Here is a 13,578-nt window from a genome sequence, read left to right as displayed (position 1 = left end):
AAGTGAATAACCCGCAGCGCTTAATTAACGCATGCATTTAAGCAGATATTGGCAGTGAATATATTATTTTTTATATGCTGGATAGCATCGACGCTATCCAGCATATTATTACAATTAACGACCGGCTTTCAACTTCTGGTAATACTCTTCATAAATAGCGCTGGCGCTGCCGACATCATTTTGCCATTCGCCTTTTTCGATAGTGGCGGCATCCGGATACAGCGATTTATCGTTGGCGACTTCCGGGCTGAGCATTTTGCGCGCGGCCAGGTTCGGCGTCGGATAACCGATAGTTTCAGCTACCTGTTTCGCGACATCAGGGCGCAACAGGAAGTTAATTAGCTTCAGCGCGCCGTCAACGTTTTTGGCATTCGCCGGAATAGACAGGCTATCCATCCAGAAGATGCCGCCTTCTTTTGGCCAAATCACTTCCAGCGGAGTACCTGCCTGACGCGCGACATAAGCGGAACCGTTCCATACCATGCCGAGGTTCACTTCGCCTTCCATATACGGGTTTGCCGGGTTATCGGAGTTGAACGCCGCGACGTTTGGCATCAGTTTTTTCAGCTCGTTATAAGCCGCTTCAATCTCTTTTGGATCGGTGGTGTTACCGGAATAGCCCAGTTTACGCAGCGCCATCTGGAACACCTCGCGCGCGTCGTCGGTCAGCAGCAGGCTGCTTTTATATTCCGGTTTCCACAGGTCGGCCCAACTGGTCACGGTTTTCGGGTCGATAGCATCGCTATTGACGCCGATTGCCGTCGCGCCCCAGATGTAGGGAATAGAGTAGTCGTTATTCGGATCGAAAGGTTTATTCAGCATCTGCGGATCGAGGTTGCTGAAGTTACTCAGCTTGCTCTTATCAATCTTTTGCAGCATGCCTTCTTTACGCATTTTGTCGACGAAATAGGTCGATGGCACCACCAGATCGTAAGCGCCGTCTTTATAGGTTTTGAGCTTGGCGTACATGGTTTCATTCGACTCGTAGGTCGAATAGATCACCTTGATGCCGGTCTCTTTGGTGAACTGTTCCAGCAGGCCTGGCGGCACGTATTCGGTCCAGTTATAGAAGTAGAGCGTTTTGCTATCGTCTGCCTGCGCGGCGCCCATGCCTAAAGCCAGAGCGCCCGCAGCGAGCAGGTGGCGTGACCATTTTTTCATTTTGACGTCCCCTGAGTTTTATCACGTGCAATTAACTGACTGGCGATGACCATCACCAGCGAAAGAACCAACAGAATCGTCGCCAGCGCGTTCACTTCTGGCGAAACGCCGACCTTAACCATGGAATAGATCTTCAGCGGCAGGATTTCATAACCCGGACCGGTGACAAACGAAGAGACCACCACGTCATCCATCGACAGGGTAAAGCTCAACAGCCACCCGGCGGCCACTGCCGGCAACGCCAGCGGCAGAATGATTTTGCGCAGGATGGTCATCTCGCTGGCGCCGAGGTCTTTCGCCGCTTCCAGCATGCGCACATCAAAGCCTTTCAAGCGTGAGAACACGGTTACCACCACGAAGGGCAGGCAGAAGGTGATATGCGAAAACAGCAGCGACCAGAAACCCAATTGAATACCGATCAGCATAAACAGCACCAGCAGGGAGATAGCCATCACGATATCCGGCGACATCATCACGACGAATAGCATTCCGCTGACGAACGGCTTACCGCGAAAACGGTAGCGATACAGCGCCACGGCGGTGAGCGAGCCGATAAGCGTGGCGAAGGTCGCCGACAACACTGCCATGGTCAGCGAATGCTGGGCGGCCTGCAGCAGGCTATCGTTATTCATCAGCAGGCTATACCAGTCGGTGGTGAAGCCTTGCCAGTTGATGCCAAAGCGCGAGCGGTTAAACGAGTTAACGATCAGAATAATAATAGGGATGTAGAGATACGCGTAAATGGCGGTCATAAAGCCGCCGCGCAGCAGTCGACCGATCATTCCAGTTCCACCTTTTTATTCAGCAGGCGCGCCGCGCGCCAGTAAATCAACAACATCAGCCCCATCACCAGCGTTAAGGTGATACTGGTCGCCGCGCCGAACGGCCAGTCGCGGATATTCAGGAACTGACTCTTGATAACGTTGCCGATCAGCAGGTTTTTGGCGCCGCCCATCAGGTCTGAAACATAAAAGAGCCCCATTGCCGGCAGCATCACCAGCAGACAGCCGGCGATAATTCCCGGCATGGTGAGCGGTATAATGATGCGGATAAAGGTCTGCAGCTTGCTGGCGCCGAGGTCTTTTGCCGCCTCCAGCAGCGGACGATCCAGTTTTTCAATGCTGGAGTAGAGTGGCATCACCATAAACGGCAGCAAAATGTAGACCAGGCCGATGATCACTGCTGACGGCGTGTACATAATGCGTACCGGCGTATCGATAACCCCTGACCACAGCAGGAACTCGTTCAGATAGCCTTTGGTACTGAGGAAAATCTTCAGCCCATAGATACGGATAAGCGAGTTAGTCCAGAACGGAACGATCAGCAGGAACAGCAGCAGCGGGCGTACTTTTTGCGGCAAGCGCGCCAGAAACCACGCGAACGGATAGCCCAACGCCAGGCAGGCGAGGGTCGCCAGCAGCGCCATATTCAACGAATGCAGCAGCACATCGTAATAGAGCGGATCCAGCAGCCGCGAGTAGTTATCGAGCGTGAAGACCATTTTGACGAAGTTCGCATCGTCGCGGGTCAGGAAGCTGGTGGCGATGATCATCAGGTTGGGCAGAAAGACGAACAGTACAAGCCAACCCACGATGGTGGCGATCACCACATTCTGGAATTTACTGGTGTTCTTCATCGGCCAGCACAACCTCCCAGCTTTCTACCCAATTAATGGCCATTTTCTGGTCGAGCGAGTGGTCAAAGTCCGGATCGTCTTCATTGAAGAATTCGCTGACCATGACCATCTTGCCGTTTTCCAGCTCAACAACCGACTCAAGGGTCATTCCCTTGTAGTTGCGCTCGCGCACGTAGCCGATAAGGCCGTCCGCTTCGCTACCGTGATGAATTTCATCAACGCGTAGATCTTCCGGACGGAGCAGTACGTTCAGCTGTTGCCCTTTTTCAACGGCGAAGTTGACGTAGATATTGCACTCGCGGCCTTCGACGCAGGCGCGTACGCGCTGTTCATCCAGGCGTTCAATAACGGTCGCGTTGAAAATGTTGATTTCGCCGATAAAACTGGCGACGAACAGATTCTTCGGCTCTTCGTAGATTTCACGCGGGGTACCGTCCTGCTCGATTTTGCCATCGCGCATTACCACAATGCGGTCGGACATGGTCAGGGCTTCTTCCTGGTCATGGGTGACGAAAACAAAAGTGATGCCGAGCTTGCGCTGTAGCGCTTTGAGTTCGTTCTGCATCTGCTTACGCAGCTTGTAGTCGAGCGCCGAGAGCGACTCATCAAGCAGCAGCAGACGCGGTTTGTTGACCACCGCCCGGGCGATGGCGACGCGCTGCTGCTGGCCGCCGGAGAGCTGGTGGGGTTTGCGCTGGGCAAATGCCTCCAGCTGTACCATTTTCAATGCGTCCACCACCCGCGGGGTGATTTCTGCCGCCGGGGTTTTTTGCATCCGCAGGCCGAAGGCGACGTTTTCAAACACCGTCATGTGCGGGAATAGCGCGTAGCTTTGGAATACGGTATTGACGTGGCGGTTTTCCGCCGGGACATGGGTGATATCCTGGTCTTCCAGGTGGATACGTCCGACATCGACGCTTTCCAGACCAGCGATTAGACGAAGAACGGTTGTTTTACCGCAGCCAGAGGGGCCAAGCAGGGTGAGAAATTCACCATTATTGATGGTTAAGTTGAGATCGGAGATAACGGTCTTACCATCAAAGCTTTTGCGAATTCCCGCGAGTTGTACCAGCGGAGAAAGCGAACGCGGTTGTATATTCAATTTTTGACTCTGTCCCATGTAGACGCAACGGAAAAGGGATCGCTGCGGGGTTTGTGATTAACCACCTTTGGGGTTGCACATAATTAATAAGGGCCAGCATTTTACGGCAAACGATTGTAATCGCCAATCATTGTTGTTCTGCGGTGTATCACCTTTACACAGAATGCACGCAAATGTATTAAATTTTGGTTTACGGGCTAAAAATGACCTGACGCAATATTTGTCTTTTCGCCCTTATTGATAATGTTGTCACAAAAAAAGAGGGTGGCCACATGGATAAATTGCTTGAGCGTTTTCTGCAGTATGTTTCTTTAGATACGCAATCGAAGCCTGGCGTACGTCAGGTTCCCAGTACCGAAGGGCAGTGGAAGCTGCTGCGTTTGCTGCAGAGCCAGCTGGAAGAAATGGGGCTGGTCAACGTGACGCTAAGTGAGAAGGGGACGGTGATGGGGACGCTGCCGGCCAATGTCGCAGGGGAAATCCCGGCCATCGGTTTTATTTCCCACGTCGATACCTCGCCGGATTTCAGCGGTAAGAACGTGAATCCGCAAATTGTTGAAAACTACCGCGGCGGCGATATCGCCCTCGGCATCGGCGATGAAGTGTTGTCGCCGGTGATGTTCCCGGTTCTGCATCAGCTGTTAGGCCAGACGCTTATTACCACCGACGGTAAAACGCTGCTCGGCGCCGACGACAAAGCGGGCATCGCTGAGATCATGACGGCGTTGGCGACGCTGCAGGCGAAAAAAATCCCTCACGGTGATATTCGTGTTGCTTTTACGCCGGATGAAGAGGTCGGGAAGGGCGCGAAGCACTTTGACGTTGCCGCGTTTGATGCCCGCTGGGCGTACACCGTTGATGGCGGCGGGGTCGGTGAGCTGGAATTTGAAAACTTCAATGCCGCGTCGGTCACTATCAAAATCGTTGGCAATAATGTGCATCCAGGTACCGCGAAAGGGGTGATGGTCAATGCCTTATCGCTGGCTGCGCGAATTCATGCCGAAGTGCCCGCCAATGAAGCGCCGGAAACCACCGACGGTTATGAAGGCTTTTATCACCTGACCAGCATCAAAGGCAGCGTTGACCGGGCGGAGATGCACTATATTTTGCGTGATTTCGATCGCAAGCAGTTTGAAGCGCGTAAACGCAAAATGATGGAGATCGCCAAAAAGGTCGGTAAAGGGCTGCACCCTGACTGCTACATTGAACTGGTGATCGAAGATAGTTATTACAACATGCATGAGAAGGTGATTGCCCATCCGCACGTAGTGGACATCGCGCGTCAGGCGATGGTGGACTGCGATATCGAGCCGCAGATAAAGCCAATACGCGGCGGTACCGACGGCGCCCAGCTCTCGTTTATGGGATTACCGTGCCCGAATCTGTTTACCGGCGGCTACAACTATCACGGTAAGCACGAGTTTGTCACTCTGGAAGGCATGGAGAAAGCCGTGCAGGTGATTGTGCGGATTGCGGAGCTGACGGCGAAACGCTAAACCAGAGCCCGGTCCTGTAGGCCCGGTAAGCGTAGCGCCACCGGGTGGGGTATGGGTTGATGTGGTTTGTAGGCCCGGTAAGCGCAGCGCCACCGGGCAGGCTGTCGACTCAGTCCTCGAAGAACCAATAGCCGCTGTTGACCAGCGCCGCCAGCATGGCGAGGAAAGATGGGTCTTCCAACGCATCGCCGAAATGTTCGGCGCGCAGCGATAGATGCGTTGCCAGCGCGTCAAGCGCCGGGCGGTGCGGAGAATTGATTTTCTCGCCGTTGACGAACACTTCGCCATCGATTCGCAGCACGCGCAGGCCGCCGAGGCGGGCGAGCTTATCGCCCTGCTGCAGCGCATCGTAAATTTCATCTGGCTGATATGGCGGCTCCGGCGGCGCCACGTCAAGCTCGTGGCGGGATTGGGTAATGAACTCGCCAAACCACTGCTTAAAGTGCTCAGGCTGGTTAATCAGCCCCAGCATCATCTCGCGCAGACGATCCAGCTCAACCGGCAGAATATCGGCCGGATGGTCGCGGGATGGCACGTCCGGGTCGGCATAGCGCTGACTACCCAGTTCTCGTTGCAAAATATAGTCAGCAAAGCCGCTGAACAGCTCGCGAGCGTTCGGCGCACGATAGCCGACCGAATAGTTAAGCGAATTTTCCAGCGAATAGCCTTCATGCGGGAATCCAGGCGGAATGTAGAGAATATCGCCAGGCTCCATCTCTTCATCGATGATGGCTTCAAACGGATCAACCTGCAGCAGATCCGGATGCGGGCAGTGCTGTTTCATCGGCACCTTTTCGCCCACGCGCCAGCGCCGGCGGCCGGTACCCTGAATGATAAACACGTCGTATTGATCAAGGTGCGGGCCCACGCCGCCGCCGGGGACGGAGAAGGAGATCATCAGGTCATCGATACGCCAGTCCGGTAGGGCGCGGAAGGGATGCATCAACGCCGCCGTCGGCTCATGCCAGTTGTTCACCGCTTGCACCAGCAGCGACCAGTTGTTTTCGCTAAGATGATCGTAGCTTTCAAATGGACCATGGCTGACCTGCCATTTTCCGTCCTGATGACTCACCAGACGGCTGTCGACCTCGCTCTCCATGGCCAGGCCGGCCAGTTCATCCGGGCTGATTGGGTCGATGAAATTGGCGAAGCCGCGCTTTAACACTACCGGGCGTTTTTGCCAGTAGCGTTCGATAAAGTCGGGCCAGTTAAGCGTTAATTGATAGTCCATATTTATATTCCACAGCAGGTGTCTGTCTGGGATTATAACGGATGCGACGCCGCGGCGATGCAGGCGCCGTTAAAAAACTGTTGCGTTAGCTCTCTTTATCATCAGGAAGTTGTCGGCCAAAGATAACTTCCATGCAGGCGCCGCCGAGCAGGCTGTCTCCGGTCAGGATATCGCCATCATACTGTTCGACGATATCGCGGGCGACAGACAAGCCTACCCCCTGACCCGGACGCAACGTATCGGCGCGCTGGCCGCGATCGAACACCGCCGTGCGCTGGTTACGGGGAATTCCGGGGCCGTCATCCTCCACCAGAATATGCAGCTGGTTGTCGTTGGTCTGGCGTACCGAGACTTCGACAAATTCCAGACAGTACTTGCAGGCGTTATCGAGCACGTTGCCCATCACTTCCATAAAGTCGTTCTGCTCGCCGACAAAGCTTATCTCCGGCGAAATATCCAGCGTGATATTAACCCCTTTACGCTGGTAGACCTTATTCAAAGCCGAGGTCAGGCTATCCAGCAGCGGGGCGATCGGGTGCAGTTCGCGGCTGAGAAGCGCATTGCCGCTGCGCATGCTGGCGCGGTGCAGATAATAGCCGATTTGCTGTGAGATGCGGCTAATCTGCTCCAGCATCACCGGCTCTGCTTCGCTGACGCTAATTTTCTCGCCGCGCAGCGAGCGTAGGGTGCTTTGCAGCACCGCCAGCGGCGTTTTCAGGCTGTGGGTTAAGTCAGTGAGGGTGGTTCGGTATTTGTCGTAGCGGTCGCGTTCGCTTTTCAGCAGGCGATTAAGGTTGCTGACCAGACCGGTAAGTTCACGAGTGGTGTGAGAATCGAGCCTCTCACGATGATGTTCTTCCAGTTCGCGGACCTCTTTCGCCAGTGATTCGATAGGGCGTAAACTCCACCAGGCGGCAAGCCACAGCAGCGGGATGACCAGCAGCAGGTTAGCCGCCAGCACGTAGATAAACCAGCTCCACACCATATAAGAGCGTTTAAGCTCCACCGGGATGGTGTCGACCACCACAATGCTTAATTGCGGCATCTTCGCGGTGGCCGGATAGAGATTAATCGCCACCGAGTGCGTCATCTCCGAGGAGTCATCTTCCTCGCGGATGGCGTCAAGCTGCTCGCGAATTTCATCATTATTGCGCAGTAGCATACTACTGCTGCCAACATCGGCTTCGATTTCATGAAAACCGTTGCTTTTCAGCCATTCAGGTTGGATCCGCTTCACCAGCCAGGGGACGTCATGCTGTGCCCACAGCAGTTTACCTTTGGCGTCGTAAATCAGCGTCACCGTCGGGCTCTGCATATTCAGGTGTTCTGGAATATCGACATCGATGTGGTTATTTTCCCACTTCGCCAGCATGTAGAACAGGTTGCTCTCGCCGCGCAGCAGGCGGAAAGTGGTTTTATCGAAACTGACGCTGTAGCCTACCAGCGCAACCATGCCGTAGGCCAGCGACAGGATCAGCACCACGGCGGCTGTCGCCAGCAGGAAGCGGACGCGCAGTGAAAGCGGGAGAATATGTCGCAACACGCCTTTCATCCGCGCAGTTCGAATAAGTAGCCCTGACCGCGCACGGTGGTGATCACCTCTTGCGGATATTGCGTCTGGATTTTCTTACGCAGCCGCCCCATCAGCACATCAATAGTGTGGCTTTCGCGGAGTTCGGCATCCGGATAGAGCTGCAGCATCAGCGAATCTTTGCTCACCACTTTGCCGCGGTTACGGATCAGCGTTTCCATAATGGTGTACTCAAAGGCGGTGAGCTTAATCGGCTGGTCATTGACCGATAATTCGCGGCGCGATAAGTCAACCTGGAAAGGCGGAATCGAAATTACCTGTGACGCCAGGCCGCTATTGCGACGCAGCAACGCCTGCATGCGGGCGGCGACCTCTTCGATATGGAAGGGTTTGGTGACGTAGTCATCGGCGCCGGCGCTCAGAACCTCGACTTTATCCTGCCAGCCTTCACGGGCGGTCAGTACCAGTACCGGTACCGATACGTCGTGACTACGCCAGCGGCGGATCAGCGACAGGCCGTCTTCATCCGGCAGGCCAAGGTCAACGATGGCGACATCCGGGATATGCTCGCCCAGGTAGTAATCTGCTTCCTTTGCATCTTCCGCGGCATCCACCTGATGCCCCAGTTCCTGTAGCTGGACCTTGAGGTGATGGCGCAGCAGAGCATTATCCTCAACGACGAGTACGCGCATGCCCATTCTCCATTTCATTTTCGATTTGAATAGTTTAACGCGATTATGTGGCGCTGGGGGTAAACATTATTTAAACCAGGCGGGAGAGAGATTTTTTTGCGTGGAAAGTGGAGGGTTGCCAGGTAGCATGTGCGAAGAGATTGCCCATGCTACCTGAGGCAGGCTGGTTACTTCAGCTCGTCGACCATGGTGATCGCGCGGCCGATGTAGTTAGCCGGGGTCATCGCCTTCAGGCGGATTTTTTCTGCTTCTGGCAGCGGCAGGCCGTCGATGAACTGCTGCATACCTTCGGCGTCAACGCGCTTACCGCGGGTCAGCTCTTTCAGCTTCTCGTACGGCTTTTCGATACCGTAGCGGCGCATCACCGTCTGGATCGGCTCAGCCAGCACTTCCCAGTTGTGATCCAGTTCGTCCAGCAGACGATCCTGGTTCAGCTCCAGTTTGCTCACGCCTTTCAGGGTGGATTGGTACGCGATCAGCGCATAGCCGATGCCCACGCCGAGGTTACGCAGCACGGTGGAGTCGGTCAGGTCGCGCTGCCAGCGGGAAACCGGGAGCTTGCTGGCCAGGTGCTGCATCACGGCGTTCGCCAGGCCCAGATTGCCTTCGGAGTTTTCGAAGTCAATCGGGTTCACTTTATGCGGCATGGTTGAAGAGCCGATTTCACCCGCAATGGTTTTCTGTTTGAAGTGGTTGAGCGCGATGTAGCCCCACACATCGCGATCGAAATCGATCAGGATGGTATTGAAGCGCGCGATGCAATCAAACAGTTCGGCGATGTAGTCGTGCGGTTCAATCTGGGTGGTGTACGGGTTCCACTGAATACCCAGTGAGGTAACGAACTCTTCGCTGAACTGATGCCAGTCAACTTCCGGATAGGCGGCGATGTGGGCGTTGTAGTTACCGACCGCGCCGTTGATTTTACCGAGGATTTCCACCTGGTTCAGCTGACGGTACTGGCGCTCCATACGATAGGCGAAGTTAGCCATCTCTTTGCCCATGGTGGACGGGGTCGCCGGTTGACCGTGGGTACGAGAAAGCAGCGGCACGTCACGGTATTGGGTCGCCAAATCTTTAATCGCGTCAATCAGTTTACGCCAGTACGGCAGCACCACTTCGTCACGTGCGGTTTTCAGCATCAGCGCGTGCGACAGGTTGTTGATGTCTTCAGAAGTACAGGCGAAGTGAATGAATTCTGACACCGCGTGCAGCTCGGCGATATCGGCGACTTTTTCCTTGAGGAAATATTCTACCGCTTTCACGTCGTGGTTAGTGGTGCGTTCGATGGTTTTGATACGCTCCGCGTCCTCTACGCTGAAGTCGGCAACGATTTTATCAAGGAAACCGTTTGCGTCGGCAGCAAAAGCAGGAACTTCCTTGATCGCTGCGTGCGCGGCCAGTTTTTGCAGCCAGCGGACTTCTACCTGTACACGGAATTTCAGCAAACCGAATTCGCTGAAGATACCGCGCAGCGCGCTGACTTTATCGCCGTAGCGGCCGTCTACGGGGGAAACGGCGGTCAGTGAGGATAATTCCATAAATCATAACTCCGGGGTTAAATGAGCAAGAATTTGTTTTGCCTGGTTAACCAGACGATTGCGAGAAAACATGAGCTGCAGACGTCCGCCGCCAACCTGATGCCAGAGCACGGCGGAACGAATGCCGGCGAGCAGGGTAGAGCGTACCTTCGCCTGAACCTGCGGGCTTTGCAGCACGGCAGGAGAACCGGTGACCTGAATGCGCGGCCCCAGCGGGCTGATGACGTCAACGTAAATGCCAGCCATCGCGCTGAGCAGCGTTTCAGATTGTAGATCAAAATGTTCCAACTGACGGCGCAGGCCGCCGATGCGGTTGCCGAGAGTATCCATCGCCCCTTTGCTGGCGGCGAGTTTACGTTCCAGCACCATCAGGCTCAATGTGTAGCGGGTGAGTTCCGCGTTGAGGCCCTGACGGCTGCTGGTATTCAGCACGCCGAGCAGAGTCTCAAGCCCGAGACGAAGATTGGCTTCACTACCACCGAATACCGCCAGCGTTGAGTCCGGGTCGAGATCGATGATGCTGTTCAGCGAAACGTGCAGGGCGTCGCTGTCGCAATGCCCCTGATGCGCCAGTTGCTGAACCAGCCGCGCTGCCTGGCATACGCCCGCCAACGCCAGAGTGATGTCATAATAATTCTTCGCCACGCTTACTCCTTGTAACCCGCCGGGCGTTAATCATGCGTCCGGCGGAAAATGGTCGATCAGGATACCAGCGGCAGGCGCTGTTCGATAATTCCGCCGCCGAGGCACACTTCGCCGCTATAGAATACAGCCGACTGTCCCGGCGTCACGGCGGCGACGGGTTCATCAAAGATAACTTCGATGCGGTCGTCATCCAGCGCCTTCACGGTGCAGGGGATGTCGGTCTGGCGGTAGCGGGTTTTTACCGTGCAGCGAAGGGTGCCCTGAAGCGGCTGACGATCGACCCAGTGTAACTGCTGGGCAATCAGGCCGACGGACATCAGACGCGGGTGATCGTGACCCTGGGCGACAATCAGCACGTTGTTTTCCACGTCTTTATCGACCACGTACCATGGATCTTCGCTACCTTCTTTGGTGCCGCCGATGCCGAGCCCTTTACGCTGTCCGAGGGTGTGATACATCAGCCCCTGGTGTTCGCCTATCTCATCGCCATCGACGGTGATGATTTTGCCCGGTTGCGCAGGCAGATAGCGGCCCAGGAAGTCGCGGAATTTACGCTCGCCGATAAAGCAGATGCCGGTAGAGTCTTTTTTCTTCGCGGTGATCAGATCCAGCTCTTCGGCGATTTTGCGCACCTGCGGCTTTTCCAGCTCACCGACCGGGAACAAGCTTTGCGCGATTTGTTCGTGGCTGAGGGTGTAGAGGAAATAGCTCTGGTCTTTATTGCCGTCGAGCCCGCGCAGCAGTTGGCTTTTGCCGTTGACATCGGCGCGGCGCACGTAGTGACCGGTGGCGATGTAGTCAGCGCCGAGATCTTCTGCGGCGAACTCAAGGAAGGCTTTGAATTTGATCTCTTTGTTGCACAGGATATCCGGGTTCGGCGTACGGCCGGCTTTATACTCTTCGAGGAACAGCTCGAAGACGTTATCCCAGTATTCTGCGGCAAAGTTGACGGTATGCAGTTCAATACCGAGCTTATCGCAGACGGCTTGCGCGTCGGCGAGGTCGGCAGCGGCGGTGCAGTATTCCTCACCGTCGTCTTCCTCCCAGTTCTTCATGAACAGGCCTTCCACCTTATACCCTTGCTGTTGCAACAGGTAGGCGGAAACAGAGGAATCGACGCCGCCGGACATGCCGACGATCACTTTTTTTGGACTTTCTGACATTGGAATACTCACCACATTGAACTTCAAGGCGGCGTATTCTAGCACGCGCTAACCGTTCAGGCACCCCCTGTGAACGGCCAGTTAAATTCCGCAATCAGCGACAGCGGATGCCGCGGATCCTGCTGATAGCTGCGAATGCTTTCCGCCACCAGCGGCGAACGCAGGTTTTTCGCGTTAAGAATTTCCTCAGCACCGAGCCACAGACAGCGATCGATGTCGCTGTCGTGCGGTTCAGTAGCGCACGTATCGTTAAGCTCAATGGCAAACAGGAAGCGCAGGAACGGCGTGTTATCCGGGGCCTGCCACTGGTGCATGCGGATGAAGTGCTGCGGCGCGGCGCGAATACCGGTCTCCTCCCACAGTTCGCGCTCGGCGGCCTGCGCCAGGGTCTCATTGGCTTCGAGATGACCGGCTGGCTGGTTCCATAGCGCTTTACCGTTAATCGTCTCTTCAACAATCAGGAATTTGCCTTTGGCGTGAACCACGCAGGCGACGGTGACGTGCGGTTTAAACATCGAGCTTCCTTATGAATGCTGTTATTCGGTTTGACGCCACTCGCCGTTGGCTAAACCATCAAGCGTATAGCCGCCCATGGCGTAGCGAATCAGCCTTAGCGTCGGAAAACCGACGTGGGCGGTCATCCGGCGAACCTGACGGTTGCGTCCCTCATAGAGGGTGATTTTTAGCCAGCGAGTGGGAATCGATTTACGCTCGCGAATCGGCGGATTGCGCGGCCAAAGCCAGGCGGGTTCATCCACCAGCTCCACGCCGGCGGGTAGGGTGGGTCCATCGTTTAGCGTCACTCCGTCGCGCAGCGCGCGGATCGCTTCTTCTGTAGGTTCGCCTTCCACCTGAACGTAGTAAATTTTGCCGGTGCGCTTACCGGGCTGGGTCAGTTTTGCCTGTAGCGCGCCGTCGTTGGTCAGCACCAGCAGACCTTCGCTGTCGCGGTCAAGACGACCGGCGGCGTAAACACCGGCGACAGGAATAAAATCCTTCAGCGTGCTGCGCCCGGACTCGTCGGTAAATTGCGGCAACACATCGTAGGGTTTATTGAACAAGATCACAGTTTTAAGCTGGCGTTCTTTACGTTGTCTGGTCACTTGTTGTGTGCTGAATCGCTCAACGCGATGTTTTCTAAATGAAGTTTTCTGCATGGTATTTTCAGGCTCTCTCAATTGCCGCATTATAGCCTAATTACGAATGCCTTTCATGGACGCAAACATTCAGGTAGTATTGACATGCTCATTACAAATTATTAACAAAAAATTGCTCAAACCGATTCGCAATACAGGCAGGAAGGCAACACGGACGCGAATCTCCGGTTAGCGGGGCGACCCGGTACTCAGGAGTAGGCCGACTAAGCCAACACCAGGCTCGCGT

13 protein-coding genes are annotated in these 13,578 nt (G+C 55.1%); 1 reads left to right on the top strand and 12 read right to left on the bottom strand.

From position 1 onward, the window contains the following. Positions 1-114: 114 nt before the first annotated feature. Genes potD through potA form a run of 4 tightly spaced genes read right to left on the bottom strand, consistent with a single transcriptional unit; the run spans position 115 to position 3,917 of the window. Positions 115-1,161: a spermidine/putrescine ABC transporter substrate-binding protein PotD gene (potD, locus tag PGR23_RS16250; protein WP_020079135.1), complete on the bottom strand. Its 1,047-nt coding sequence runs from the start codon at positions 1,159-1,161 to the stop codon at positions 115-117. After that, positions 1,158-1,943 carry a spermidine/putrescine ABC transporter permease PotC gene (gene potC, locus PGR23_RS16245; RefSeq protein ID WP_045393735.1) on the bottom strand — a complete coding sequence of 262 codons (786 nt, stop codon included), beginning with the start codon at positions 1,941-1,943 and terminating at the stop codon, positions 1,158-1,160. Before potC ends, potD begins: the two co-directional genes overlap by 4 nt. Beyond that, positions 1,940-2,797, bottom strand: a complete 858-nt coding sequence (gene potB, locus PGR23_RS16240) for a spermidine/putrescine ABC transporter permease PotB (RefSeq protein ID WP_041908286.1) — start codon at positions 2,795-2,797, stop codon at positions 1,940-1,942. The genes potC and potB overlap by 4 nt, the downstream gene beginning before the upstream one ends. Next, a complete protein-coding gene (potA, locus tag PGR23_RS16235) occupies positions 2,781-3,917 on the bottom strand; it encodes a spermidine/putrescine ABC transporter ATP-binding protein PotA (RefSeq protein WP_042892246.1) in 1,137 nt (378 codons plus the stop codon). The genes potB and potA overlap by 17 nt, the downstream gene beginning before the upstream one ends. Before the next feature lie 254 nt (positions 3,918-4,171). On the opposite strand from potA, the gene pepT reads away from it, so the two are divergent. Further along, positions 4,172-5,395 carry a peptidase T gene (gene pepT / locus PGR23_RS16230; RefSeq protein WP_045361297.1) on the top strand — a complete coding sequence of 408 codons (1,224 nt, stop codon included), beginning with the start codon at positions 4,172-4,174 and terminating at the stop codon, positions 5,393-5,395. 109 nt (positions 5,396-5,504) lie between these two features. On the opposite strand, the gene PGR23_RS16225 is transcribed toward pepT, so the two are convergent. The 8 genes from PGR23_RS16225 to rluE form a co-directional block, all read right to left on the bottom strand. Beyond that, positions 5,505-6,626, bottom strand: coding sequence for a cupin domain-containing protein (locus PGR23_RS16225; protein ID WP_045375085.1), 1,122 nt, complete (start codon positions 6,624-6,626; stop codon positions 5,505-5,507). Positions 6,627-6,711: 85 nt separating this feature from the next. Further along, positions 6,712-8,178 carry a two-component system sensor histidine kinase PhoQ gene (phoQ, locus tag PGR23_RS16220; protein ID WP_045393745.1) on the bottom strand — a complete coding sequence of 489 codons (1,467 nt, stop codon included), beginning with the start codon at positions 8,176-8,178 and terminating at the stop codon, positions 6,712-6,714. Next, positions 8,175-8,849, bottom strand: coding sequence for a two-component system response regulator PhoP (gene phoP, locus PGR23_RS16215; RefSeq protein ID WP_047046826.1), 675 nt, complete (start codon positions 8,847-8,849; stop codon positions 8,175-8,177). Before phoP ends, phoQ begins: the two co-directional genes overlap by 4 nt. Before the next feature lie 167 nt (positions 8,850-9,016). After that, complete coding sequence (purB, locus tag PGR23_RS16210; RefSeq protein ID WP_316423306.1) at positions 9,017-10,387, bottom strand: adenylosuccinate lyase; 1,371 nt, start codon at positions 10,385-10,387, stop codon at positions 9,017-9,019. 3 nt (positions 10,388-10,390) lie between these two features. Next, positions 10,391-11,032: a high frequency lysogenization protein HflD gene (gene hflD / locus PGR23_RS16205; protein ID WP_015367144.1), complete on the bottom strand. Its 642-nt coding sequence runs from the start codon at positions 11,030-11,032 to the stop codon at positions 10,391-10,393. Between the two features lie 56 nt (positions 11,033-11,088). Continuing rightward, positions 11,089-12,195, bottom strand: coding sequence for a tRNA 2-thiouridine(34) synthase MnmA (gene mnmA / locus PGR23_RS16200; RefSeq protein ID WP_045393753.1), 1,107 nt, complete (start codon positions 12,193-12,195; stop codon positions 11,089-11,091). A gap of 56 nt (positions 12,196-12,251) precedes the next feature. Further along, positions 12,252-12,710, bottom strand: a complete 459-nt coding sequence (locus PGR23_RS16195; RefSeq protein WP_045393756.1) for an NUDIX hydrolase — start codon at positions 12,708-12,710, stop codon at positions 12,252-12,254. A gap of 21 nt (positions 12,711-12,731) precedes the next feature. Then, a complete protein-coding gene (gene rluE, locus PGR23_RS16190) occupies positions 12,732-13,382 on the bottom strand; it encodes a 23S rRNA pseudouridine(2457) synthase RluE (protein ID WP_045393759.1) in 651 nt (216 codons plus the stop codon). Between the last annotated feature and the right edge of the window lie 196 nt (positions 13,383-13,578).

This window comes from Klebsiella sp. 141162 (assembly GCF_050600755.1).
In the GTDB taxonomy this organism is placed as follows: domain Bacteria; phylum Pseudomonadota; class Gammaproteobacteria; order Enterobacterales; family Enterobacteriaceae; genus Klebsiella; species Klebsiella aerogenes.
The sequence above is the reverse complement of the archived record's forward strand: the minus strand, read 5'-3'. Positions and strand labels throughout refer to the sequence as shown.